Here is a 25,894-nt window from a genome sequence, read left to right on the forward strand (position 1 = left end):
GCCCTCCGCCGTCGAGCCCCCCATGCAAACGACGGCGGAGGGCCTTCCCATCGAAACCCCACCGCGAACAGGCAGCAGATCCCCTCAAAAAGCAACGCAGAGGGCATCTGCTGCCAGTTCGCGCTTAAGTTCAGGAAGCTGGAGCGGTGGGCGAGGGGGACATGAGCTGGGCCGGGGTCAATTTCGCCCAGGGGGAGTCCGGGGCGCCCTGGATTGCGGCTTCCGGGCTGTCTCCCTGGGTCCACCACTTGGCCTCGAACGCGGATCCTTCGAAGAGAATGCGGTCGCCCTTGTGATAGATCGTCTCCGGCGCCCATGCCGGGAAAGTTCCCGCAGGCACGGTTGTTTTGGGGCTTGGCCTGTCTCCGGGCAGCACCGGACCCACGAGTTTCCACGGGGTGGCACCGCCCTGCAGAACGGGGTTGTCCGGGACGTCGGCGCGGGTCCACCATTTTGCCTCGTAGACGCTGCCGTGCCACACCACCCTGTCCGCCGCGGTGTAGGCGGCGTAGCTGCTCCACACCGGATAAGGGCTGGTTGCGGGATCGTCGGTGGTGGGCGTGGCACTGATTGAGGCAGTTGCAGTAGGCGATGGAGCCACAGCCGGCGTAGGCAGCCCTACATCATTGGCAAGCGTGGCGGAAAACAGTTGGGAACCCTGGACCACCCCGCTGCATCCGTCCGAAACCTTGCTCACATCCGGGTAGTTGGGGCTACACGTCCGGTCCCTGTTCATGGACCACATCGACAACCTACCGAGGCCCTTGTCCTTGACGAAGCTGTTCATGGTGGCGGCATCGTCGAGCGTGAATATTTCGCCGGCAATGTCGTTCTGGCCCACCATGACGGTCAGGCCGAGCTTGCGCCAAAGGGTTTCGCTGCCAAAGTCGGTTCCAGCGTTGCGGTAGAGGGCGGCGAGCTGTCCGTGGGCGGCATCCGCGGCTGATTCCGCGGCCCGGGACATGCTCCAGGCCGCTGGCTTGCTGGCGCCGAAATCCATCGTCATGATGTTTACGCCTTCCAGTTCGACGCCGCCCGCGAGGGTATGCGCCACGATGACCTGGCCTTGGCTCGTGAGGCCGTCCGGGTCGGCCGCAAGGGTGAGCCAGACGGCGAGGGGCTTGCCGCTGGCTTTGCGTTCCTTCTGAAGGGCGGCGATGGCTTGCGCACGTCGGTCGGCAGCGGCTATGTCGCCCAAGGCGGCGCCTTCGACGTCGAGATCCACCGTCGCGACGTCGTAGCGATCCACGATCTGCCGGTATGCGTCGGTCAGGGACTTCGTGTCCTTGCAGGAAACTGCGAGTTCGCTGTTGTTCATCCCGCCGAAGGAAACCGCCGGGGCCCCTCCAAGCTGGCGGAGCCGGGCGATCCTCCGGTCCAGATCGAGGTCGGAGGCTGCCTGGTCGGGGCTGTACGCCGCGCCCCAGGACGGGGCGCAGCCCCGCTTCGGATCGGCGACGACGAAGGACAGCACCACGGCCTTCGCGCTGGGCACGGCTGGATCTTCGAACGCGAACCGCGGCGTCGCCGTCACGTCCACATAGCCGGAAAACACCGAAGGCATGGAGGCCGCGGCGCTGACGTCCTGGACGTTGCGGAGTCCGAGGTAGCCCGCCGTGACCGCCGCCACCACGATGACGCAAAGGATGCCCAAACGCAGGACGGACAGCCGGCGGCCGGGAAAGCGTTTCGACACAGAGATACCCCCAGAGCATTGGAATAGGACTTCGCGGATGTCCGGGAAAGAACTCACTCCGGTGGTGGCTGCGCAGCTTGGCGTAGCATTTCCACGAGTCTTATCCCAACTACGCGTCGTTCGCCTATCATAGGGGCGCACTGTAGTGCGGGCCGTCACATTACGCCTGCATTGTGCCGCGCGTCCGCTGGGGGCGCACGGACGGCGAATGGGGATTCATGTCGGACCAGATCGTGCTGCTACGCCCCGATGACCAGGGAACCGCGGACGGGCAGTCTTCAAAAGCCCGGAAGCGTCAGTGGGGCGCGGAGAAACGCTCTGAACCGCTCTCGATCGTCCACCCAGCACCGTCGCGCCGAAAAATAGTCCTCGGCCGCGTCGGCGTCCTCACCACTGTCCTCGCCTGGCTCGGCTATGTGATCACGACCGTGCTCAAGCAGCTCGTGGACAACCCCGGCGCCGGATTCCGCTTCGGCGCCGAAACCCTCTCCTACCTGGTGGTGGTGTCCTTCCTGACGTTCTCGGCACTGATGTACCTCACCGCCCGCCAAGGCGCCCTGACCCGCTTTCGGACCCACCGCCGGGTTCCCCGAGGGGAGCTCGACCGGCACTTCTTCGACTACTCCGAGGGCATCACCGTGCTGATTCCCTCCTATGCGGAGGAACCGGAAGTAGTCCGCGGCACCATGTGGTCCGCGGTCCTGCAGGAATTCCCGGACCTCAGCGTCGTGCTGCTCCTCGATGACCCACCCTTCCCTGCAGACCCTGACGTGCTCCGCCGCCTCGAAGCCACCCGCGCGCTCGCCGGCCAGATCACGGAAACCCTCAAGGAACCAGCGGCGAGGGTCAACGGCGCCTACGCGAGGTACCGCCGTCGTCGTCGTGATCAAGAAGCTGAACCGGACGCGGGCACCGAGGTTGAGCGGCTCATCGCCGAATACCAATACGCTGCCGAATGGCTCGAAGCTATGGCCGAGACCGAGTCCGTCGAGGACCACGTGGACGAGTTCTTCGTCGATCTGGTCCTCATGGGCCTGGCCCGGGAACTGCGCCTGGTCATCCTGGCCCTGACGGCCGCGAACGCGCAGCGGACCTCGCCCGGCCCGGAACGCATCGCTGAACTGTACGCGCGGCTGACCTGGATCTTCAACGCCCGGGTGTCCACGTTCGAGCGGAAGCGATTCGCGAGCCTCTCCCACGAGGCCAACAAGGCCATGAACCTGAACGCCTACCTCTCGCTCATGGGCGGGACGTGGCACCCGGAACAGGCGGCGGACGGCACCGTCTTGCGGCCCGCAGGAGTCGACGACGGCGATGTGCTGTCCGTCCCGGACACCACCTACGTCCTGACGCTGGACGCCGACTCGATGCTGCTGCGCGACTACTGCCTCCGCCTAGTTCATCTTCTCGAATCCTCGGGCAATGAAAAGGTAGCCGTCACCCAGACCCCGTATTCCTCCTTCCGCGGGGCACCGACCCGGATCGAGCGCATCGCCGGCGCCACCACGGACATCCAGCACATCCAGCACCAAGGCATGACCCAATACGGCGCCACGTTCTGGGTGGGAGCGAACGCCGTGATCCGCAAACGCGCACTGGAAGACATCGTCGAGATCTCGACGGTGGGTGGCTTTGAAGTCAGGACCTACATCCAGGACCGCACGGTCATCGAAGACACCGAGTCCAGCGTGGACCTTGGCAAGCACGGCTGGACCCTGGCCAACTACCCGGAGAGGCTCAGCTACAGCGCCACGCCGCCGGACTTCGGATCGCTCGTGGTGCAGCGACGGCGCTGGGCCAACGGCGGCCTGCTGATCCTTCCCAAACTCTGGGAACAGATCCGCAAGCGCCGTGGTCAGGCCCGGCCTGTCCTCTTCCGCGAGATCCTGTTGCGGGTCAACTACATGGCCTCCATCACCTGGGCCAGCTTCGGGCTGCTGTTCCTCCTCGCGTACCCCTACGACAGCCGCCTCCTCAGCCCCTTGGTCTTCCTTGCCGCGCTGCCCTATTTCCTGGCGATGGGCAGCGACCTGCGGGACTGCGGCCACCGGTTCAGCGACATCTTCCGGATCTACGGCTTCAACCTGGTGCTGCTGCCGGTCAATCTTGCCGGCGTCCTGAAGTCCCTCCAGCAGGCCCTCACAGGAGACAAGATCCCGTTCGTCCGCACCCCGAAGGTCAAGGACCGCACCGCGGCCCCGGCCCTCTACGTCCTGGCTCCGTACTTGATCGTCGCGTTCTCCTTGTTGACCGTCTGGCGCAACTGGCAACTTGGAAACTGGGGCAACGCCGCATTCGCCGCCTTCAACGCCATCATGGCCGCCGGCGCGATCCGGGCCTATATCGGACTGGCCAACTCCGGAGTGGACCTGTACCTTGGCGTGCTGAACTGGCTGTACGTCGAGCCCAAGAAGCCGAAGGCGCTGCCGCCGGCCATCATTCCCAAAACCCCGGAACAGGTCGACTGGGAGTCGCTGCTCTACCACGGCGACCGCCGCCTGAACCGGGACCTCCGCGGCAAGAACGACCGCCGGAAACGGGCCGGATCGGTGTAGGGCTACGCTGGCATAGGGCGTCGGCGTTCCGGCTCCGTAAAGGCATCCAGCTCCGCAAGGTCATTCGGAAGGGGCACAATGAATCCACTTGCAGTGGTATTGGGATCCACCGGCTATATCGGCGGACGGCTCGTTCCCCGCTTGCTCGACGCCGGTTACGACGTCCGCGTCCTGGTGCGCCATGCGAACAAGCTCAGGGACGTCCCCTGGGCGGACCGTGTGAACGTAATGATTGGCGACCTCGAGGATGTCGACTCCTTGCGGGAGGCTTTTACCGGGGCCGACGTCATTTACTACCTGGTGCACTCGATGGGTCCATCCGGCCAGCGGTCTTTTGAACAGACCGAACGGCTCTGCGCCGGCAACGTAGCACGTGCGGCAGCCGACGCTGGCGCCGGACGGATCATCTACCTGGGCGGACTGCACCCGGAAGGAACGCTCAGCCGGCACCTCCAATCCCGCAAGGAAGTGGGCGACATTTTCCTAGCGGAACCGCGCGTGCCCGCGATCGTCCTTCAGGCCGGCGTCGTGATCGGTTCCGGTTCGGCGTCGTTCGAAATGATCCGGCAACTGACCGAGGTGCTGCCCCTCATGGTGGCTCCGCGATGGGTGCGGAACAAAGTCCAGCCGATCGCGATCCGAGACGTGCTCTATTACCTGGTCGCGGCGGCCGGACTCCCGGCTTCGCTCAACCGCACCTTCGACCTGGGCGGCCCGGACGTCCTCCGGTACGACGAGATGATGAACGGTTATGCCGCGGAAGCGGGGCTGCGGCGTCGTCCGGTGATTGCACTGCCCGTCCTGACTCCATGGTTGGCATCCCAGTGGGTCAACCTCGTCACCCCCATTCCCCGGTCCTTGGCCGTGCCGCTGATCGGATCCCTGCAGCAGAACTGCGTGGTCGCGGAGCGGGACATCCACCAATACATCGATCCACCCGAAGCCGGGCTGCTTGGATACCGTGAATCGCTTCGCCTGGCATTGGCGCGGGAGGCCGCCGGGGAAGTGGAAACCAGCTGGCAGAACTCCTCCGTTCGCGGTGCTCCAAGTGATCCGCTTCCCAGCGACCCGCAATGGGCCGGCCACCTGGTGTACCAGGACAACCAGCAGCAGCTCACGACGGCGACGCCGCAACAATTGTGGCAAGTCATCGAAGGCATCGGCGGGGACAACGGCTGGTACTCGTTTCCCCTGGCCTGGTCCGTGCGCGGCTGGATGGACAAGATCGTGGGCGGAGTCGGGCTCCGCCGCGGCCGGCTCAGTCCGACCCGCCTGAATACGGGGGACGCGCTGGACTTCTGGCGCGTGGAGCAGATCGACCGCGGCTCGCTGTTGCGCCTCCGCGCGGAAATGAAGGTCCCCGGGCGGGCCTGGCTGGAAATGCGCGCCGAAGAAGCCGAAGGCGGGGCGCTCTACCAACAAAGGGCGATCTTCTTCCCCAAAGGCCTGGGCGGACGCTTGTACTGGCTTGCAGTGCTGCCCTTCCACGGCGTCATCTTCAAGGGAATGGCCAACCGAATTACGGCAGCGGCGGCGTCGATGGCGAACGACGATCCGGCCTTGCCTTAGCGGCCGGAACCGTTCGCTGCCGCGACGTACACCGTGACGCCCAATTCTTGGATGTTATCCCGGGTGTCCCGCTCCAGTTCATCGTCGGTGACGATGGCGTCCAGTTGCTCGATCGGCGCGACCCGGAACTTCGCAAAGGTTCCGAACTTGGTGCTGTCCGCCAGAAGGAAGCAGCGCGACGCTGCCTCAAGAGCGGCCAGTTTCATTTCCACCTTGTCCATGGACGGCGTAGTGACGCCGCGAGAGAGGCTCCATGCGCCGGTGCTCATGAAGAACAGATCGATGTTGATGTGCTTGATGGCGTCGGCTGCCATGCGGCCTGAGCTTGAAGCGCTGGAAGCATCCACCACACCGCCGGTATGGATGGTCTCAACGTTGGGGTATGCGAATAACGACGTGACCACGTAAAAATCGTTGGTGACCACGGTGATGTTCTTCCGGGCACCGAGATAGGGGACCACGGACTGGCAAGTTGTACCGGCGTCGAGGAACAAGACCATGTCATCCTCAACGAACTGGGACGCAAGCTCGGCGATTGCTTTTTTCCGAGGCAGCTCTAGCTGAGCCCGTGATTCCCGCTCCCGTGGAGGTTCCTGGCTGGTCCTCTCCGCCAAACGCACGCCTCCCTGAACCGACAACACATGACCGGCATCTTCGAGGGCCGTAATGTCGCGCCGGATGGTCATGTGGGAGACGTTCATGGATTCCGTGAGGCTGCGGATGCTCAGCACTCCCTCGCGGCGAAGCAAGCGAAGAATCTCCTGATGGCGCTGCTCCGGGATCAGGGGAGGTGATGTTGACGAACTCAAGGTTGCTCCTTCGCGGTGACAACCCCATCTTAACAAGTTTTCACACAGTGTTCCGATTTGTGTTTGCCGCCGGAGTCGGGAACCTTCTTGATCGCCGCAGCCTTGCCTTAAACGGCCTTGCCTTAAACATCGACAGATGTGAATATTTACGTGTGTCTATGTCCTTGCAGTTGACGCCCGTCGAGGCGGTGGCGTGTTGCTCGCCGCTGTCCCGGGAGCCCTTGTCTGAATCCGAAGCCGAAGGAATCGTTCCGCTGCTGAAAGCGCTGGCCGATCCGGTACGGCTGCGGCTGATGTCCCTCGTGGCGTCCCATGAGGGCGGCGAAGCCTGCGTGTGCGATCTGAACGACGCGTTTGAGCTGTCACAGCCGACCATCAGCCACCACCTGAAAGTCCTGCACGAAGCGGGTCTCCTGGAACGCGAAAAGCGGGGAGTCTGGGTCCACTACCGCGCCCGCACCGACGCGCTGTCCGGCCTGGCGGCCTTGATCGGGGGACAAAGCCAGTGAGCGTTCTGACACGGCGGGCCGTAGCGGAGTTCGTAGGAACTGCCTTCCTGGTCATGGCCGTGGTGGGGTCCGGCGTCATGGCCTCGCGACTGTCCCCGAACGACGTCGGACTGGAGCTCCTGCAGAACAGCGTCGCCACGGGCGCCGCGCTCGTGGCGTTGATCCTGGCGCTGCAGCCGGTCTCGGCATCCTTCAACCCGGTGGTCACTTTGGTGGAGCGCGCCCTGGGGATCCTGGATACGCCGATTGCGCTTGCACTGATCGCCGCACAGTTCGTAGGAGGCCTCGCCGGGACAGTGCTGGCCAACCTGATGTTCGGCCTCGACGCCGTGACGCTCTCCACGCACGAACGCGCCGGGGGAGGGCTGTGGCTCGGCGAAGTCATCGCGACCATAGGCCTGCTCTTGGTCATCTTCGGCACCATCCGCTCCGGACGCCCTGAGCGCGTGGCGTTTGCAGTCGGCGGCTACATCACGGCCGCCTACTGGTTCACCAGCTCCACCAGCTTCGCGAATCCCGCCGTGACCGTGGCCCGGACCATTACCGACACCTTCGCCGGCATAGCCCCGGCCTCCGCTCCGGCGTTCATCCTCGCGCAGTTGTTGGGCGGCGCCGCAGGGTTCTTCCTGATCCGTGCCCTGTACCCACGCGTTCCCGCGTTGCCTTCGTCTCTGTCAGCTCCCGCACCCGATCGAAAGGTCCTCTCATGAGCGCTGAAACCGTCAAGAAACCCTCCGTCCTCTTCGTGTGTGTGCATAACGCCGGCCGTTCCCAGATGGCCGCGGCCTTCCTCACCACCCTTAGCGAGGGCCGGATCGAGGTCCGCTCGGCGGGTTCCCAGCCCGCAGACAAGGTCAACCCGGCCGCCGTCGAAGCAATGGCCGAACTTGGCATCGACATGTCCGCCGAAATCCCCAAGATCCTCACCACAGAGGCCGTCAAGGAATCCGACGTCGTCATCACCATGGGCTGCGGCGACGAATGCCCGTACTTCCCGGGCAAGCGCTACGAGGATTGGGTCCTCGAAGATCCGGCCGGCCAGGGGATTGAAGCCGTCCGGCCGATCCGCGACGAGATCAAGACCCGCATCGAGGGCTTGATCGCATCCCTTAGCCCTGCTGCGTAGCGCGGAACGCAGGGAGAACTGGACAAACCGAGGGCAGCATGGATTCAGTGAAGAACCTTCCCATTGCAGTGATCGGCGCCGGACCTATCGGCCTGGCCGCCGCTGCGCACCTCCTTGAACGTGGCTTGGAACCGGTGGTCTTCGAAGCAGGCCCGACGGCGGGGGACGCGATCGAACAATGGCGCCACATCCGCTTGTTCTCACCCTGGCGGTTCAACCTCGACGCCGCTTCCCTCCGCCTGCTCGATGCATCCGGGTGGGAGGCACCGCGCCCCACCGCACTCCCGTATGGCGGGGAGCTCATCGACAATTACCTTGCACCTTTGGCCGCCCTTCCTGCCATCGGCTCCCGCCTCCAGACGGGTGCCCGAGTTGTGGCGGTCACCCGTGCAGGCCTGGACAAGACCCACGTCAGGGACCGTGACACCACGCCGTTCGTTGTGCGGGTCGAGCACGAGGACGGCGAAATCCGCGACCACACCGCGGCAGCCGTCATTGACGCTTCAGGAACCTGGTCCACCCGCAATCCGCTCGGCACCTCCGGCCTGCCCGCCATCGGCGAGAACGCGGCTGCTGAGCGGATCTCCTCGCCCCTTCCTGACGTAATGGGCCGGGACCGCGCCGCCTTCGCCCGCCGCCGCGTCCTCGTGGTGGGGGCAGGGCACTCGGCCGCGAACACCCTGATCAACCTCGCGGACCTCGCCAAGGAAGAACCCGGAACCACGATCCTCTGGGCGGTCCGGGGCGCCTCCGCGGAGAAGGTCTATGGTGGCGGCGACGCTGACGGTCTTCCCGCCCGCGGGCAGCTCGGATCCCGGCTCCGCCGCTTGGTCGAGGCCGGCCCCATCGAACTGCACACCGGCTTCGGCATCCGCACCTTGAAATCCCTGGATACCCATGTGAGTGTCGAAGCCGCCGATGGCCGCACGCTCGACGCGGACGTCGTCGTGCCTTGCACCGGCTTCCGCCCCGACCTGGACATGCTCCGCGAACTCCGACTCAACCTTGACCCCGCCATTGAAGCACCTACAAGGCTCGGCCCGCTGATCGATCCTGAATTCCATTCTTGCGGCACGGTGCCTCCGCACGGCGCGAGGCTTCTGGCGCACCCCGAGAAGGACTTTTACATCGTGGGCATGAAGTCCTACGGCCGGGCCCCGACCTTCCTGCTGGCCACCGGTTACGAACAGGTCCGCTCCGTTGCTGCCGCCCTCGCCGGAGACCAGACAGCCGCTGACACCGTCCAGCTTGAACTGCCCGAAACCGGGGTGTGCTCCACGGATGCCGGTGCCAGCTGCGACGTCCCCGCCCAGGAGATTGCATCATCGGAGGACGCCGGCTGCTGCGCGGCTCCCGAGCTGGTCCTCGTCGGGTTCCCCACCGGGCTGACCCACGGACGCTCGGGCGCAGCCTGATGCAAGAATCGGCGATCTCAGATGCAAGAATCACAAGCATGATCGAGTCAATCAAGACCCCGAGCGTCCTGTTCGTCTGCAGCAGGAACGGCGGAAAGTCCCAGTTAGCCGCCGGGCTCATGCGTGACCTTGCCGGAGACGCTGTCGCGGTTCATTCCGCGGGCACCAACCCATGCGAGGCACTGAATCCCGAATCCGTGGAGTCCCTGAGCGAACTCGGCATCGACGTCACCGGCGAGCACCCCAAACCGGTCACGAACGAGGTGCTGGACGCCGCCGACGTCGTGGTTGTCCTGGGCACCGAAGCCAAACTCGAACGCCACGGCACGGCCCGCGTCCTGACCTGGGAAACCGACGAGCCCTCCGCTCGCGGAATAGAAGGCATGGACCGCATGCGCCTGGTCCGTGACGACATCAAGGACCGCGTCCACAAGCTCTACGCCGAACTCGTGGAAAACTAGGCCCCCGGCGTTTCTTCGGCCGCCGATTACGGGACAGGCTCCTCCGCCTCGCACACGGCCTCAACCGGTCAACTCCTTGATAGTCACAAGCGGGGCCCGAGGCGCTTTCCGTGAAATCCCGACTAAACCGGGTCCAAGCGAAGGCTCGGAGACAAGCCTTCGCCTTATGCTGGCTGAATGGCACGTACTGCAAGAGAACGCATTGATGGCGATCCCGTTTCCTCGGGCGTTTACGGTGCCCTCCTCGATCAGATTTCTGCGCTTGACGGGTGTGAGCTGCAGGAGAACGCCTCGTCGTTCCATGTCGCTCACGGGCGCGCGTTTCTGGGGATCCATCCCCGGCGAGGCGGGATTCTGGTCAACATTGTTTTGGACCGGCAACTCGAATCTGATCGTGTGCACCGCGCCGAGCGTGTATCTGCTAACCGGTGGCATAACGAAGTCCTCCTGAAGGACCCTTCAGAGCTTGATGCTGAGATGCTGGCCTGGATCCGCGAAGGATATGCCCTCACTGTCTGAAACAGGATGAACGCAGGTTCGTTTCCGAGGGCATGAAGCTTTCGCGGGCCCTGCCCCACCGGACCAGATTTGGCCGGCCCGCCCGGGCCGAAAAACTTGACACGATCGGCGTTCCTTCGGCGGTCGATTGCGGGACACTTGAGCCATGGATCCGGGCCGGGAAGCAACCGTCGCCGAATACGGGCGTGCCTGCCTTCAGCTGAAAAGTTGGCTGGCGAACGCGACGCCATCGGATTTGAAGCGCAAGAGCAACGGGACCCGCTGGACCAACGAGGAACTGCTTTTCCACATGGTCTTCGGATACATGATCGTCCGGTCCCTCTTGCCCTTGGTCCGCGTCATGAGTCGCCTGCCCCGATCCTGGGGCAGGGGGTTCGCCGCCGCTTTGAACGCGGGAACCGGCCCGTTCGACTGGGTGAACTATTGGGGTTCCCGGGCGGCCGCCACGGTCTATGACCGGCACCGGATGGGCCGGAAACTCGAAAAGACGATCACGGTACTGGCGCACCGCCTCGAACGCGAAAGCCCGGACTCCCTGGCCAGATCGATGCCTTTCCCGACCCGGTGGGACCCCTTCTTCACAGCTGACATGACGCTCGCGGACACCTATGCCTATGCCACCCGGCATTTCGACTTCCATGCGCAGCAGCTGAGCCTCCGGCCGCCGGAGTTTTAACAAGTTTTCACAGACTGTTCCGATTTGTGAATATTTGGGGTAATCTCTTAATCAATGTTAACCAAATTTGAAGTACTAGAGACCATCGTCCGCACCGGCGCCTTGCTGATTGCCCGCCTGGACAGTGCCGACGAGGCCTACCGTGTATCTGAAGCGGCCATCGAGGGCGGCATCCGTGCAGTGGAGGTCCCGTTGACTGTTCCCGGTGCCCTGGGAGTCATCGAGCGGCTTGCCGACAAATACGGGGACCAAGGCATCGTGATCGGCGCCGGTACCGTGCTCGACGCAGAAGCTGCTTTTGCGAGCATCTCTGCGGGCGCCCGGCTGTTGGTCAGCCCGCAGTTCAATCCGAAGATGATCGCTGCAGGAAACCGCTACCAAGCCGTCACTGCCAGCGGAGCGTTCACCCCCACGGAGGTCGTCAACACCCTCGAAGCCGGGGCTGACATCATCAAGCTGTTCCCCGCTGAGCTGGGCGGGCCCTCATATGTCAAGACCATCCTGGCGCCCCTGCCGCAGGCACCCATCATGCCTTCCGGCGGAGTTACGCCCGCGAATGTCGGCGCCTGGTTCGGCGCGGGTGTGACCGCCGTCGGCGTGGGAAGTTTTGTGACAAAGGCGGCCCGGAACGACGGCGACTACGGACTAGTCGCCCGCGCTGCGCAGACCTTCCTCACAGCGATCGACGAAGCCCGGCGCTAACCGAAGCCCGGCGCTAGCCGGCAAGCAAATCCGGCAGGAGCCGGCGAAAGCACAACCCGACAAAGACTGTCGGTCAGAACACAAAGGAGTGAGCTGCATGAGCCAAGCATCAGCAGATATAGAGGCCACGGATACCAAGCCCCTGAGGCGCGTGAGAATCAGGTGGTACCTGGTAGCTCTGCTGGTCATCGGCGGGATCGTGAATTACCTGGACCGAAACAACCTGAGCATCGCGAACACCACGATTGCCAAGGAATTCGGCCTTAACGCCCTTCAGATGGGGTTGCTGCTTTCGGCGTTCTCGTGGCCGTACGCTATTGCCAACCTGCCTGCCGGCTACCTTGTGGACAAGTATGGTCCCAAGCGCATGTTCGCCTGGGCCGCCGGACTCTGGTCCATCATCTCGATGCTCTCCGCCCTCGCCAATTCCTTCGGCTTCCTGTACGCCGCCCGTGTGGCCTTGGGTATTTCGGAATCCCCATTCTTCACTTCCGGGCTGAAGGTCGCCGACCGTTGGTTCAACAAGACCGAGCGCGCCCTGCCGGTCTCGATCGTCAACACCGGCTCGCAGATTGCCAACGCCATCGCCCCTCCGCTGCTGACCTTCCTGTTGCTGACCATGAGCTGGCGCGGCATGTTCATCGTCATCGGCGCACTCGGCGTGATCGTCGCCCTCGTGTGGCTCCGCGTCTACCGTGACCCCACGCTCAAGGAACAGTTCCTCATCAAGGGTGCCGAGTTCGAAGAGCAGTCGAAGCCCAGGGAAAAGCAGGCCGGTTGGGGCGAACTGCTCAAGCAGAAGAACACCTGGTTCATGGTCCTGGGCGCGTTCGGCATCTTCTACACAGTGTGGGTCTACCTCACCTGGTTGCCGAGCTACCTGCAGACCGCCCGTGGCTTCAGCCTCAGCCAGAGTGGCTGGCTCGCGGCCCTGCCGTTCCTCTGCGGCATCATTGGTGTGCTGACCGGCGGCGTGATCTCCAGCAGGGCCATCCGCCGCGGCATTCCTACCGTCACCGCCCGCAAGCTCCCGATCGTCGGAGGCGCGCTCCTCGCCGCCGCAGCCGTCCTGCCCGTTGCCTATGTTGATAACTCCGCACTGGCTATCGTCCTGCTCTCTGTCGGTTACTTCGCCGCCCAAGTGCCGATCGGTGTCCTCTGGACGCTGGCAGCGGACATCGCAGAACCCTCCCAGGTGGCTTCCTTGGGCGCCATCCAGAACTTCGGCGGCTTCCTCGGTGCGGCACTCGCTCCGATCGTCACTGGCTTCATCCTTACCGAAACCGGCGGCAACTACACCCTGGTCTTCCTGATCGGCGGAGTCTTGCTGGTGGTGGGCGCACTCTCCTACGGTTTCTTCGTCAAGGACCGCCGGGCCACAGTTACGGCCTAGCCTCGGCGCTGTGGCGGGGACGGCAGCAATGCCTACCCGCCACAGCCCTTGACTGAAAGAATTTGATCCAGGGTTCAATGCAGAACAGACAGTTGAAGACAACCATGCCGCAGGTATTTTTTGTGATCGGGCCGGCGGGCTCCGGCAAGTCGAGCGTCAGCAAGCTCCTCGCCGAACACCACGGTGCCGCTTACATCGACAAGGACACCGCCACCAAGCGATTCACGGAGCTGCTGTTGACACTCGACGGCTCCGATCCGAACGAGCGCGATAATAATGAGTTCTACCAGCGGGCCATCCTGCCGCTGGAGTACGCGTCCATTTTGGACCTCACCCGTGACAACCTGAGCGTCGGCCGCTCCGTGGTCCTGGACGCACCCTTTGGCAAGTTCTTCGCCGATCCGGACTACCTCATCAACGCCGGGCGGGAGCATCATTGGCCCGAGGCCGAACTGATCGTGGTGCATGTGCGAACCGATGGGGAGGCTGTCAGGGCGCGCCTTGTAGCCCGGGGATATGAGCGCGACGAATGGAAGCTCAATAACTGGGAACAATTCTGGGCCGCATCCCAGGTCAACGCCTGTGAGTGGAAAGGTGCCCGCCACGTCGAACTCGACAACAGCGGCGACGCGATCGACGTCGGGCTTCTTGACGTTGTGTTCGGCATCGGCGGTGTTCCGACGTCCGACCCGCCGGCTTGAGCGACCGCCAAAAAACGAATGTCCGAACTGCGCGGCACGCCCGCTATGACGGGTTTGTGACCGTCTCCACCTAGAATTGCTGGTTGAAGCAATTCAAACGAGAGCCGCGGCGCACAACGCTGCGAATCCTAGGGGACAAGACCATGCCGGATTCCGTGGAGAACGAAGCCAGCGCCGCTGCATCTATCGAAGGGCAGCCCGAGCTTCGTCGACGCCGCGATCGCCGTCGCGAAGAGGGTGACCCCTGGACAGGAACCATGCCGATCATCACGCCGAACGATTCCGACGCACCCGCATCCACGCCTGCCCCGCTGCAAAGCAGATCGTGGGCCGAAGCGGCAGCCGCAGCCGACGCATCCACCGGAGCGGTCACCGACCCGGCCAGCGGTGACGCGAGCCGTGAGGAACCGCGCCGCGAGATCCCGACGGCGGCAGCACCGGCGTCGGGCGCTGACTCCCCGGCATCCGCTCGAGCCGGACGGGCCGCAGCCGCCAATGCTCCGATTTCAGACTTCATCTCGTCCCCGGGTTCCTTCGTGAGGGAACAGAAACCGCGTCCCATCGGTGGCTTCCGCGGCATGCTCTACAGGCTGACCGGCGGCGCGTGGAACCTCGGTCCCAGCGCCAAGCAGCGTGAAGAGGACGAGCTCGCGCGGCGCATTTCCCGCCAGCTTCAAGGCAGCTACAACACCGCCGTGCTGAGCCTCAAGGGCGGGATCGGCAAGACCTCGACGACGGTCGGCGTGGGCCTCACCCTGGCGGAATTCCGCGGCGACCCGCCCTGCGCCATCGACGCGAACCCCGATTCCGGCGACCTCGTGGAGCGTGCGCTGGGCGAGGGCATCTACCAAAAGGCCACGCCGCGCACCATCACGGACCTGCTCAAGAACGTGGACAACGTCGATTCGCTCACGGCGCTGGCCCGGTACATGCACCATGCCGGCCGACTGCACCTGATCGCCGGTGAACAGGACCCTGAAGTTTCGGATTCGCTGACCGCCGAGGAATACTTGCGGATCCGCCAGCTGATCTCGGGCTACTACTCCATCGCGCTGACCGATTGCGGTACCGGCGTCACGCACAATGCCATGAGCGGCATCCTGCAATCGGCCGACAACCTCATCATCGCCGCCGGCTACGCCGTGAGCGGTGCCAAGCGTGCCCGCAGCACCCTTCAGTGGCTTGCGAGCCACGGCTACGAGGACCTCGCGCGCAACGCGATCGTGGTGATCACGGACAAGGACGAGGTGTCGTCCCGCGTGGACAAGGATGCCATCGAGGAACACCTCGCCGGGATCTGCCGCCAGTTGATTGCCGTGCCGCACGACAGGGGAGTGGCCGACGGCGACCTGGTCACCCTGGACGTCCTGCGCCCCGACACCCGGCGTGCGTACAAAGAGATCGCGGCCGCGATCGTGGATGGGTACGTGTAGCGCCTCCCCTTTTCGGCGGCCCCGCCCAACTAGCTCGCATTAGATGTCGTTTTGAGCGCTCAAAACGACATTAACTGCGAGTCAGTTGGGTGGGGCTACTTAGTTATTGCCTAGCGTGACGCCCGCGACACTCTATTACTACTTGGTTTTGCCCGGGTAAGAGCGGGTTCTTACTCGACTACTACGCGGATTGCAAATTGTCGCTTCCGCCGGGATTTCCCTAAAGTTGCACCTGGACGTCATTCGCTTTGCGGGGCGACCTCGCCATGACCGGGAACTGGGCCCGGGCATGGTGCACCCAATTCCGTGCCTTCATGACACCCTGCTGCGCCCGTCTCTGAACCCGAGGCCAGCACCCAGGAGCCTCTTTTGATTCCCAAAAAACTTGCCTTGATGTTCGCTGCCGTGCTTCTCCTCGGAGTGACGGGTGCCACGGGCGCTCGGCCTTCCGCCAACACAGCGCCCGACGCCGGCGCCGCACCAATCGCGAATGCCGCACCCGCCGCTGAGGTGGCCCCGCTCGCGACGCCAGCTCCAGCACCGCCCGCTGCCCCCACTCCAGCACCGCCCGCCGTTCCGCAGCCTGCCGCCGCTCCCGCACCCGCCGTCGTCGTGCCCCAGGCTGCCGCCGTACCCCAAGCGGACGCTGTACCCCAAACCGACCAGGGCGGCTCCGTCAAGGTGCTCGACACCACCGCGGCCATCACCGACCCCAACTGGTTCCGCCAGGCCTACGCCGAGGGCTTCCGTCTCTACGTGATGCACTCCACCGTCTGGGGCACGTGCACTCCGTGGCAGCAGACCCAGGCCCAATTGAAGATGGCGCTCGACGCCGGCCTCAAGATCGCGGTCTACACGCGTGACGCGTCGTGCTGGTCGAACGGGATCAAAGCGGCCGGTCCGTACATGTCCCAATTGCAGTTCTTCGCCCTGGACATCGAACCCGGTGGATCCCTGGTGACGCGGGCCATGGTGGATGGCGTGCGGAGCCTCGGCGTTCGGCCCGTGATCTACAGCGGCAGCGGCATGTGGCCCGGGTTGATGGGCAACAGCACCGCATTTGCGGACGTGCCCCTGTGGGATACCGACACGAGCAATCTCAACTACGCCAGCTGGGTCCCCAACTACCTGGCACCGAACCCCGTGCAGTACGGCGGCTGGAACACGGCCGGCACCATGCGCGTCGGCATCCAGCAGAAGTTCGAACATACCCTGAACGGCATCAACGTGGACCTGAACTCGTTCAACGCCAGCTTCCTGAAGTAGTCGCTGCGCTTCGTGCCCTGCGCTGCGCTAAATTCCTGACGCGGGCGGAATTCCGGGGGCGCAGGGAAAAGACCGTGTCGGAGAGCACTGGAGTTGTCCACATGGGGGAATTCGGTGCTGTCGCGGGCCTCAATCCCCGTGGCAGGTTCTTAGGCATGACCCGCTTGCCACGCCTGATACTCAGCCGAGATCACCTTTTTCACGGAACGACCCTCAAGGAACTCGCCCGCAGCGCCAAAACGGGTGCCTTGCATCGCGTCCGCCAAGGCGTGTACGTCGACGGCCACGCGTGGGCAGCGCTGAAGCCGTGGGAACAATACCGTGTCCAGATCAGCGCGGCGGCCGAAACCTCCAGAGCGCGGACCATTTTCGCCAGGCACTCGGCGGCGTCAGTATGGGGGATCCCCACCATCGGCCTGCATCATCCGGTGCAGGCCGTGACCCTGAGGAACGACGGCGGCCGCTCGCGGGCCGGGATAACCCGCCACTACGCGGACCCCTCCGGCCTCAACGTATGTCGCCGCGAGGGACTCCTGGTGACTGACAGGGTTCGCACCGTACTGGATCTGGCAGCGTTCACCCCGTTCGTCGAAGCCGTCGCTCCCTTGGATCACGTGCTCAAATCCGACCGGAAACGGGGATTGCCTGCTATCACGAAAGAGGCGCTTCTGGCAGGAGCGGACGGAATTTACACGGCGGCGGCCATCCGGAGAATCCAAACGGCGGTCGAATTCGCAGATCCCCTGTCCGGATCCGCGGGGGAATCCTACAGCCGCGCCTTGATGCATGTCGGCGGCTTTGAGGCCCCGGTTCTTCAACGCGAATTCCGCGACGAAGCGGGCCTGGTGGGCTTTTCGGACTTCTATTGGAAGGGTGTGCGGGTGGCCGGGGAGTTTGACGGCATCGACAAGTACCTGAAACCGGAATTCCTCAAGGGACGGACCCCCGCTCAAGCCGTCGTCGAGGAGAAGCTGCGCGAAGACCGGATCCGTGCCACGGGGTGCGGCGTCGTCCGTTGGGTGTGGGCGGAACTCATGGCGCCCGGCGTGTTAGAACGGAAGCTGGCAGCGGCAGGCGTGCCCCGGCGTCGTCCGCGCGGAATGCCTGACGCTGCGCGAAATGCCTGACGCTGCGCGGAATGCCTGGCGCAGCGCTAAATGCCTGACGCAGCGCTAAATGCCTGGCGCTGCCGGAATTCCGTGCGCGACAGGTATTTCGCGCGTCGCAAATGGAGTGGCGGCCTAGGATGAAAGGGATGACGACAACCAGCACCGTTCAACCCTTCAATCTCCGCAGCATCGCGTTGCCCGCCTTTGGGCCCGCCCTGCTGTTCTGTATCGGCGAAGGCGCAGTGCTTCCGGTGGTGGCCTTGTCCGCCCGCGACCTGGGTGCGTCCGTGGCTGTGTCCGCGTTGGTGGTCACCCTGATCGGGCTGGGATCCTGGTTCTTCAACCTGCCCGCGTCGCTCATCACCATTAAATTCGGCGAACGATGGGCCATCGTGGCTGCAGGCGCCGCCGGAGCGTTGGCCTTGTTGGCCGCAGGATTCGCGCCGCTCCTTGCGCACAACGGAATCTGGCTGCTCGCCGCGGCGATGACCGTCGTCGGGATGTCCACGAGCGTCTTCAACCTCGCGCGCCAGAAGTACCTCACGGAAGCCGTCCCCGTGATTTACCGGGCCCGCGCGCTCTCGACGTTGGGCGGAGTGACCCGGATCGGCGTGTTCATCGGCCCGTTCGTCGGTGCGGCCGTGATGCAGTTCGCCGGCATCAGCGGGGCGTATTGGGTTGGCGTGGTGGGCATGGCGGCCGCCGCGGTGTTGTCCCTCACCATCCCGGATCTCGTCTTGCCGGACGACGTCGACGGCGGCCGCAAGGGTCCGGAGCCTACCCTCCGTGGTGTTGCGGTTTCCCATGCGGGCGTGTTCCTCACGATCGGGACCGGGATCCTGCTGCTCAGCGCCCTGCGGGCCTCACGCCAAGTTGTCATCCCGTTGTGGGCGGACCACCTGGGATTGGACGCGACACACGCGTCTCTGATCTACGGCTTGTCCGGCGCGATCGACATGCTGGTGTTCTATCCGGCCGGCAAGCTCATGGACCGCAAGGGGCGCATGTGGGTCGCGGTGCCGTCCACCCTCATCATGGGCGCGGCGTTGTTCCTGATGCCGTCCTCCGCCGAGTTCGTGGGGCTCCTGCTGGCCTCGCTCCTGATCGGCTTCGGCAACGGCATCAGCTCGGGACTCATCATGACTCTCGGCGCCGACTTTTCCCCGGAGAAGGGCCGCGGGCAATTCCTCGGCCTGTGGAGGTTCATTTCCGACGCCGGTGCCACGGGCGGGCCAGTGCTGCTCTCGGCGCTCACTGCCGCAGTATCGCTCGCGGCGGGCGTCTGGGCCACCGGCTTCCTGGGCGTGGCCGCGGCGGCGGTATTCGCCGTCGCGCTCCCGAAACTCAAGCACCGCAGGAACTACTAGTCCCCAGCCGCCCCCTAGCTTCGCAAGCTCAGCCAGGGAACCCCGCGGCTGTGGGCCCACCCACCGGCTCCCTCGCCGGAGGCGTTGGCCCAGACCCCTCGCTTTGCGAGCCACCACCGGCGGTGTGGGTATGCGGCTCCCAGATTCCGGTCAGGTGGCTCCGGTATGGTGAATTGGATGTTCTCAGTCATCGCGCCTCCGCATCGTGCCCCCACTGCGAATCCGACCCCTGGGAATCCCGCCAAAGACGGCGCCCCGTCGCTTGGTTCAGGGGCACAGAATCGCCTGCCGAAGAGCGACGCAAAGCAGTCCCGGCCTGATCTGGCGACGCTCACCGCACTGCGTTTTGTTGCCGCTCTGTGGGTGGTGTTCTTCCACCTTCAAGCCATGCAGCACACCTTCCTTGCCCCCGTCTACGAGCTGTTCCGACCCATCATTGCCAACGGCGACCTCGGTGTGGACGTGTTCTTTGTTCTCAGCGGCTTCATCATCACCTACACGTACCTGGACCGACTCGGCCCACGGTTCAGCTGGCGAGCTTCAGCGGACTTTGTCTGGGCCCGGTTCGCCCGGATGTGGCCCGCGTTCGCGCTGGTGGTGGGCGTGTTGGGCCTTTGGTTGGTGTACGGGAGCGCGCAGGAATCCGTGCGGGAATGGTCCCTCCAGACCGAGTCTCCCGACCTGTCGCCGTGGGGTCTCGCCAAGCAGCTGCTGATGATGCATCTCTGGTTCCAGCCGGGTACCGACGGCGCCAGTTGGTTCGGGCCCGGATGGACGGTAAGTGCCGAGTGGCTGGCCTACTTGGCATTTCCGCTGCTGGCGCTGGTCCTGTTCCGACTACGCCGTCTCCATCCGCTCGCGGCGCTGGCCGCCTCTGTGCTCGTTCTCCTGCCGACGGCCGTCTGGGGTCCGGACTTGCCCATCGCCACGGATGAGCATCAGCCTTACGAATGGCTGCTGCGGATCGCATGCTGCTTCATTGCCGGAGCCTTCGCTTGCATCGCCGCACGGAATGCGGACCGTATGAAATTCAATGCTGCCCTGGCCGGTCCGGGCGCCCTGCTGACCGGAACCGCCGTCGTCGTCTTTCTGGCCACGGCAGGTAAACCGGGTCCGGGACGGCTGGCCGTGCTTGCCTTCCCGTTGCTCATTGCCCTGCTTAGCCTGACCCGCGGCTGGCTCCGCTCGGCATTGTCCGCCCGGTGGCTGCAGTATGGCGGGCACAGCTCCTACAGCCTCTACTTGGTCCACATGTTCTTCATCTACCTCTTCTACTGGCTCATCAGGGACTGGCCGAACGGCGCCGGACCTGTGGCGGAGAACGAGCTCGGGGTGGCATGCTTGCTCGGGATTGCCTTGGCCACCCACCTGCTGTACAAGTATGTCGAGGAACCGGCCCGACTCCGGTTGCGCGCATTGGTGCCGAAGGTCGGTGCCGCGAAGCCGGGGGCGTGATGCCGTGCGTGAACCTCAGCCGAGCGAACTGAGGAACGCGATGGTGTCCGCTGCCACCTGGTCCGGACACTCCCACAAGACCAGATGCCCTACCCCGGGATAGACCTTCAACACGGCGCCTGATATTCGCGCCGCCAAGGCCCCTTGGTGCCTTCGAGGCAACACACCGTCATGCGCGCCCCACAGGATCAGGGTGGGCGCGAGAATGGTTCCGAACTCGGTGGGCGGAGTTGCCGTACGCAAGCCATTGAGGATGAGCTTCCACGCATGCGCGGGCATCCTGAGTCCGTCGCGCACCCGGTCCTCGATAAACCAAGTGGGAACCGCATGCAGCAGTGGGAACCAAGCCAAGGAATTCCGGACCCAGTTCTCGTCGACTGGGTCCTGCAGAGTGGCGACTTCATCGGCGAAAGCAGTCCGGCCCCGAAGGCTCAGCGGAGAGCCAACCAGCACGAGCGCCGCGACGCGACCAGGGTACGCGATGGCTAACTGCTGGGCCACGTAGCCGCCGCTCGAGGAACCAAGAACGGACGCCCTGTGCACACCGAGCGCATCCAGGATGGCTGCGGCGTCCTCGGCCTGCTCCGCCAGCGAATAGCCGTGCTCTGGCTTCTCCGCGTCGCCCTGCCCGCGGAGGTCGGGCGCGTAGACCCTGAAGTCCGTCAGCAGGGGTACAAGGCGGTCGAAACTACGGCGGGATTCGCCCCAGGCGTGCAGAAGCAACACCGGCTTCGCATCGGCGTCGCCATGGACCAAACACGGAACCCGAATATCCGTGGTGAGCCTGAGATCCAGGACTTCGGCGCCCATAGCATCAGGGTACGCCTCGCCGCACTAAGGTGACTGCTGCCGTCGGGCATTCAGACCAAATAGCCAAGTGGCCGCGACCGTCGCCAGATAACCGGTGATGACAATCAAGGAGACCCCGGCCCAGAAGTAGTGGGTGGTGCTCTCCTGCCCGAAACCGCTCGCGATTCCGATCAGCGAGTACACCGCAACGGCCGCGGCCACCACGCCCGCGAGGGTCGACAGCGAAAGCCACAAACGCGACGACGCCCAATGGTCACCGCGGCCGTCCTGGACGTTCCAGCGCTTTCCCGTGCGCAGCACCAGCCAGCCGGCCGGCAGCATGACCGCTCCGACCACGAGGAACGCGGCGACGACGTCGGCGGGCCTGTGCCACTGGTTGATCAAGGTGGAAACTCCGGCCGCCACCGCGAAAGTGCCACCGAGGAACCCCGCCAGGGGCCGCCAGCGCGGCGACACCACCAGGAACACCGCGGCAGCCGCAGACGCCGCGAGCGTGGTGTGACCGGAGGGCAGCGAGTTCAGTTCAATGGTCTGGACGCCGCGGAACGGCCTGTTCGGGAACCAGTCCTTGAGGAGCTGGGTGGCCAGGTTTGCCGCGACACATGCGGCCACCGCGATCCCGGCGGACTTCCAGCGACGGCGCATTAAGGTGACGAAAAGAACGACGACGGCGGCAATCGCCACCGAGGTGACCGGCAGCCAATCGAGGAACTGGGTGGTCGCCCGCTCGGTGGGACCGTTGATGGTCGCGGCCTCCACCAGGGCGGATTCGTCGATGTACTGTCCGGTGGTGGTGCGAACAAAAAAGTAGTAGGTGGCAACGAATGCGGCCATGCATGCCAGGGTTGCGAGCACAAAAAGCAAGCCCATCCCAGCGCCCGGCCAGCGCCTGGTAGCGGTTCCACGTGTGGCCGGCAGCCGGCTCGTCTTAGGAAAACTCATTGCTTTCAGGGTGTCATATTTGGCTGGGAGGATCACTTTTGCTCGGCGAGGAGCTCCTCGTAGAGCGTCAAGTGTTCGGCGACCATGCGCTCGGCACTGAAGTAGTTTTCCGCGGCGTGGCGGCACTCGGCGCGATCCAGCGCGGCGGCGGCGATGACTGCCTCGGCCAGCTCCGGGGGGCTGGGACGAAGGTAGCCCGTGACGCCCTCGGAGACGATTTCCGGGGCGGATCCGCGGAATGTTGCCACCACCGGAGTCCCGGCGGCGAGGGACTCGATCATGGCCATGCCGAAAGGTTCATCCCACTGAAGCGGATTCAGCAAGGCCACGGACCCGCCCAGGAGGACGAACTTGTCCGCAGCGTTCAGCTCGCCGAGGTATTCGACGTCGGGCCCCAGCAGCGGCGCGATGACCGCGGCGTAGTACTCATGTTCTTCCGCGCTGTACATCTTGGCCGCAATTCGCAGCGGTACCTGGGCCAGGCGGGCGGTCTCTATTGCTTCCGGCAGGCCCTTTCCGGGATGCATCCGGCCGAGGAAGCTGGCGTAGCCGCCGTCGCCGGCTCCGAGCGGGACGGATTGCGTGTCGATGCCGTGGTGGATGACCCTCCTTATCTTGATTCCGGGGGCAGTTTCCGCTTGATGGTGCGAGATGGCAATGATCGCGGTGTCTGTGGCCATGGCCTGGTAAATGTCATGGTTTTCTTCTGAAAACGGAAGGTGCGCCGTTGCGACGATGGGCGTTCCCTCCGGCCGATGCCGGTACAGCGGCCCCGCCAAGGTGTTGTCGTGGATGAGGTCGACGTCGTGCATGGCCGCGAAGGCGTACACGCTGTGGCGGAGCTCGTCCGTCCCGTTCCCTATCCGGGAGCCGTCGGCAAGCGGCGGGCCGGGGACCTTGTCCACTGGACACGTGCTTCCGGACGCCGCGGCGAGGAGCACATCGTGGCCCGCGGCCACCAGGCCGCGAGCGAGGATATCGATGATCGACTCCGTCCCCCCGTATGCAGGCGGCGGGACTGGAATCCAAGGCGGCGCAACCAAGCCGATGCGCACCTAGTGCCCCCGCCGCAGACCAGAGGTGACGTGGTGGACATCCAAGAGATCGGACAACGGCTTGCGGGCTTCGCGGTGCAGCGCGACATCCTCGGGCAGGTCCGTGACCCGTGTTTCTCCGTTGACCACCTCCACGGAGATCCGGGAGCCGGCAAGCGGGATGTTCCGCATTTTGATCCGGCCGAAGCCTTCGGGAACCACTGGTGCCAGCCAGAGGCCGCCGTGAGTGAGGCAAGGATCGAAACGGAGCAATACGCGCAGCAAGTGAACAGGTGTGGCAGCGGCCCACGCTTGCGGCGAACAGGACGAAGGGTAGGGGACGGGCGTCCCGTAGGTTTTCCTGTCCAGGCCGCAGAACAACTCCGGTAGCCGTCCGTCGAACGCCTCTGCCGCATCGAGTAGGCCCGTGACGAGGCGCTGGGACTCCTCGACGAAGCCGTAGCGCATCAATCCGCCCGCAATGAGGGCATTGTCATGCGGCCACACCGAGCCGTTGTGGTAGCTCGCCGGGTTGTAGGCCGCCATGTCCGAGGCCAACGTCCGGACGCCCCAGCCCGTGTACATTGTGTCCGACATGAGCCGCTCCGCGACTAACCGAGCCTTGTCGTCGTCGACGACCCCGCTCCACAGGCAGTGACCCATATTGGATGCGCAGGCGTCTACCGGCCGCTTGTCGCGATCGAGGGCGATGGCGAAATAGCCGCGTTCTGGGAGCCAGAATTGCTCGTTGAACTTTCGCTTGAGTTCGGCCGCCCGCGCGCCCCACACCGCAGCCAGCTTCAGGTCGCCCTCCTCCTGGGCCATCAAGGCCCGGCTGAGATAGGCGGTGTAGACGTAGCCTTGGACTTCGCACAAGGCGATCGGCGGCTCCGCCAATGTGCCGTCGGCGAAATTGATCCCGTCCCCGGAGTCCTTCCAGCCTTGATTGAGGAGGCCATGGTCCGTGGCCCGCGAGTACTCAACGAACCCGTCGCCGTCGGCGTCTCCGTAGTCGCGGATCCAGTCAAGGGCCCGGTCCACCGCCGGCAGAAGGGACTCCGAGACCTCGGAATGGAACCCCCAGCGGGTGAGCTCCCCCGCGAGCGTGACGAACAACGGGGTGGCATCCACTGAACCGTAGTACGCACTGCCGCCGCCAAGCGCGAGGCCTGTCGTGGCGCCCAGGCGCACCTCATGCAGGATCCGGCCCGGCTCCTCTTCGCTGAGCGGATTGACGGTCCGGCCCTGATGGTCGGCCAAGGTTTTGAGCGTTCCCAACGCCAGGGACGGGTCCAGTGGAAGGGTCATGAAGGACGTCAGGAGGGAGTCCCGGCCGAAAAGCGCCATGAACCAAGGCGATCCTGCGGCCACCACCGTCCGTCCGGGATGGTCGGGGTCGAAGATCCTGAGGGAACCGAGGTCTTCCCTGCTCCGGGCCAATGCTTTGTCGAAGGCCTGGTTGGCAAGCTCCGTTATGGGAACCCTGCCGTGCCACTCCTGAAGCCTTTCTTCGGGAAGATCGTAGGCGCGCTGGTTCCCCCAAACCTGGGCGTCCGCCTCGGGTCCAACTCCGTCGATGCGGGGCGTGGCCGTCACACCCGTGGACCAATGGCCTTGGGGCTCAAGAGAGATGTCGTAGCTGACGACGTCTCCGTCAACCTCGGCATTCGGTGCGTCAATGGTGACAAGTACGTGCCGCCCCTCCCGCTGGGACTCGAGGACTAACGAACCGTCACTGGCCCGCGTCAAATGCACGCTCTCGTGGCGTGCCCGGCCTTCCTTCACTTCGAAGATGTCCGCAAAGTCCGCATTGACCGTGAGTGAAACCGTGGCGTGGGTGGGCTTGCTGGAAAAATTCCTGATCGTAATCTCTTCGTGCACCCCGCCGAACAGGCTCCGCCGGCGCTCGATCAGGAGATGGCTGTCTGCCAAGCCATCGGTGCGAGACGCTCGGCCGACGAAATCGGCGCGATAGGGCTCCGGGACAGGGGAACCCAAGGCCTCGATGGGGTGGCCGTTCACCTCCAACGCCCAGTTCGAAACGAACCGTGTGTCGCGGAAGAACATCCCGTGCGGGCGCAGTTGGTCCATATCGCCGTTGGCCGCCGAGACGCAAAACGATGTTCCTGCCAAAAGTGTCACGGCACCTGCGCCGGCCGAACCTGCGAGGTTCTCGGCATTCCAACCTGTCATTAATGGGCTCCAAAGCTAGGGACGGGGGAATGGGGCAGCTTGCTTCAGCGTATTCGCCGCGTCTTCGGAAGTGAACCCTCCTGCAGATATGGGGGCTCTTGGGTGGACGCTCGCTCGGATATGGGGGCTCTTGGGTGGACGCTCGCTCGGATAT

23 protein-coding genes are annotated in these 25,894 nt (G+C 64.5%); 17 read left to right on the plus strand and 6 right to left on the minus strand.

What is annotated here, in order from left to right:
• Positions 1–130: 130 nt before the first annotated feature.
• Positions 131–1,696 (minus strand): chitinase, encoded by a 1,566-nt coding sequence (locus tag AC3WJM_RS21420; RefSeq protein WP_307053632.1) that lies wholly within the window; start codon positions 1,694–1,696, stop codon positions 131–133.
• Between the two features lie 218 nt (positions 1,697–1,914).
• Between AC3WJM_RS21420 and AC3WJM_RS21425 the strand changes: the two genes are divergently transcribed.
• Positions 1,915–4,251 (plus strand): glycosyltransferase family 2 protein, encoded by a 2,337-nt coding sequence (locus tag AC3WJM_RS21425; protein WP_492272879.1) that lies wholly within the window; start codon positions 1,915–1,917, stop codon positions 4,249–4,251.
• Between the two features lie 78 nt (positions 4,252–4,329).
• On the plus strand, positions 4,330–5,820 hold the full coding sequence (locus AC3WJM_RS21430; protein ID WP_492272880.1) for an SDR family oxidoreductase: 1,491 nt from the start codon (positions 4,330–4,332) through the stop codon (positions 5,818–5,820).
• On the opposite strand, the gene AC3WJM_RS21435 is transcribed toward AC3WJM_RS21430, so the two are convergent.
• On the minus strand, positions 5,817–6,629 hold the full coding sequence (locus tag AC3WJM_RS21435) for a DeoR/GlpR family DNA-binding transcription regulator (RefSeq protein ID WP_441438185.1): 813 nt from the start codon (positions 6,627–6,629) through the stop codon (positions 5,817–5,819). The genes AC3WJM_RS21430 and AC3WJM_RS21435 overlap by 4 nt on opposite strands.
• A gap of 158 nt (positions 6,630–6,787) precedes the next feature.
• Here AC3WJM_RS21435 and AC3WJM_RS21440 point away from each other — a divergent pair, with 158 nt between their 5' ends.
• The 15 genes from AC3WJM_RS21440 to AC3WJM_RS21510 all read left to right on the plus strand — a co-directional run bounded on the left by AC3WJM_RS21440 (position 6,788) and on the right by AC3WJM_RS21510 (position 20,761).
• Positions 6,788–7,138: a metalloregulator ArsR/SmtB family transcription factor gene (locus tag AC3WJM_RS21440; RefSeq protein ID WP_492272881.1), complete on the plus strand. Its 351-nt coding sequence runs from the start codon at positions 6,788–6,790 to the stop codon at positions 7,136–7,138.
• Positions 7,135–7,848 (plus strand): aquaporin, encoded by a 714-nt coding sequence (locus tag AC3WJM_RS21445; RefSeq protein WP_492272882.1) that lies wholly within the window; start codon positions 7,135–7,137, stop codon positions 7,846–7,848. The genes AC3WJM_RS21440 and AC3WJM_RS21445 overlap by 4 nt, the downstream gene beginning before the upstream one ends.
• Entirely contained in the window at positions 7,845–8,264 is a 420-nt protein-coding gene (locus AC3WJM_RS21450) for an arsenate reductase ArsC (protein WP_492272883.1), read from the plus strand. Before AC3WJM_RS21445 ends, AC3WJM_RS21450 begins: the two co-directional genes overlap by 4 nt.
• A gap of 38 nt (positions 8,265–8,302) precedes the next feature.
• Positions 8,303–9,679, plus strand: a complete 1,377-nt coding sequence (locus AC3WJM_RS21455; RefSeq protein WP_492272884.1) for an FAD-dependent oxidoreductase — start codon at positions 8,303–8,305, stop codon at positions 9,677–9,679.
• 38 nt (positions 9,680–9,717) lie between these two features.
• Complete coding sequence (locus AC3WJM_RS21460; protein ID WP_441438183.1) at positions 9,718–10,140, plus strand: arsenate-mycothiol transferase ArsC; 423 nt, start codon at positions 9,718–9,720, stop codon at positions 10,138–10,140.
• A gap of 177 nt (positions 10,141–10,317) precedes the next feature.
• Positions 10,318–10,659, plus strand: coding sequence for a DUF5655 domain-containing protein (locus AC3WJM_RS21465; RefSeq protein ID WP_059387218.1), 342 nt, complete (start codon positions 10,318–10,320; stop codon positions 10,657–10,659).
• A 145-nt stretch (positions 10,660–10,804) separates the two neighbouring features.
• Positions 10,805–11,335: a DinB family protein gene (locus AC3WJM_RS21470; protein ID WP_059387219.1), complete on the plus strand. Its 531-nt coding sequence runs from the start codon at positions 10,805–10,807 to the stop codon at positions 11,333–11,335.
• A 54-nt stretch (positions 11,336–11,389) separates the two neighbouring features.
• Positions 11,390–12,037: a bifunctional 4-hydroxy-2-oxoglutarate aldolase/2-dehydro-3-deoxy-phosphogluconate aldolase gene (locus AC3WJM_RS21475; RefSeq protein WP_059387220.1), complete on the plus strand. Its 648-nt coding sequence runs from the start codon at positions 11,390–11,392 to the stop codon at positions 12,035–12,037.
• Between the two features lie 97 nt (positions 12,038–12,134).
• A complete protein-coding gene (locus AC3WJM_RS21480; RefSeq protein ID WP_492272885.1) occupies positions 12,135–13,430 on the plus strand; it encodes an MFS transporter in 1,296 nt (431 codons plus the stop codon).
• A 104-nt stretch (positions 13,431–13,534) separates the two neighbouring features.
• On the plus strand, positions 13,535–14,131 hold the full coding sequence (locus tag AC3WJM_RS21485; protein ID WP_113990515.1) for a P-loop nucleotide/nucleoside kinase family protein: 597 nt from the start codon (positions 13,535–13,537) through the stop codon (positions 14,129–14,131).
• Positions 14,132–14,274: 143 nt separating this feature from the next.
• Positions 14,275–15,564 carry a MinD/ParA family ATP-binding protein gene (locus AC3WJM_RS21490; protein ID WP_306959326.1) on the plus strand — a complete coding sequence of 430 codons (1,290 nt, stop codon included), beginning with the start codon at positions 14,275–14,277 and terminating at the stop codon, positions 15,562–15,564.
• Between the two features lie 369 nt (positions 15,565–15,933).
• Positions 15,934–16,830 (plus strand): glycoside hydrolase family 25 domain-containing protein, encoded by an 897-nt coding sequence (locus AC3WJM_RS21495; protein WP_306959064.1) that lies wholly within the window; start codon positions 15,934–15,936, stop codon positions 16,828–16,830.
• A gap of 74 nt (positions 16,831–16,904) precedes the next feature.
• Entirely contained in the window at positions 16,905–17,957 is a 1,053-nt protein-coding gene (locus AC3WJM_RS21500; RefSeq protein WP_492272886.1) for a hypothetical protein, read from the plus strand.
• A gap of 128 nt (positions 17,958–18,085) precedes the next feature.
• Positions 18,086–19,306, plus strand: coding sequence for an MFS transporter (locus AC3WJM_RS21505; protein WP_284990940.1), 1,221 nt, complete (start codon positions 18,086–18,088; stop codon positions 19,304–19,306).
• 177 nt (positions 19,307–19,483) lie between these two features.
• Positions 19,484–20,761: an acyltransferase family protein gene (locus AC3WJM_RS21510; protein ID WP_492272887.1), complete on the plus strand. Its 1,278-nt coding sequence runs from the start codon at positions 19,484–19,486 to the stop codon at positions 20,759–20,761.
• Positions 20,762–20,776: 15 nt separating this feature from the next.
• Here AC3WJM_RS21510 and AC3WJM_RS21515 read toward each other — a convergent pair whose 3' ends face one another.
• The 4 genes from AC3WJM_RS21515 to AC3WJM_RS21530 form a co-directional block, all read right to left on the minus strand.
• Entirely contained in the window at positions 20,777–21,571 is a 795-nt protein-coding gene (locus AC3WJM_RS21515) for an alpha/beta fold hydrolase (RefSeq protein WP_492272888.1), read from the minus strand.
• A 24-nt stretch (positions 21,572–21,595) separates the two neighbouring features.
• Positions 21,596–22,441: a phosphatase PAP2 family protein gene (locus AC3WJM_RS21520; protein WP_492272889.1), complete on the minus strand. Its 846-nt coding sequence runs from the start codon at positions 22,439–22,441 to the stop codon at positions 21,596–21,598.
• 104 nt (positions 22,442–22,545) lie between these two features.
• Positions 22,546–23,556 (minus strand): glycosyltransferase, encoded by a 1,011-nt coding sequence (locus AC3WJM_RS21525; protein WP_441432645.1) that lies wholly within the window; start codon positions 23,554–23,556, stop codon positions 22,546–22,548.
• 12 nt (positions 23,557–23,568) lie between these two features.
• The gene (locus tag AC3WJM_RS21530) at positions 23,569–25,740 is read right to left on the minus strand and encodes an amylo-alpha-1,6-glucosidase (RefSeq protein WP_492272890.1); all 2,172 of its coding nucleotides are present in this window, start codon (positions 25,738–25,740) and stop codon (positions 23,569–23,571) included.
• Between the last annotated feature and the right edge of the window lie 154 nt (positions 25,741–25,894).

The organism is Arthrobacter sp. FW306-1B-G06A, assembly GCF_058781765.1.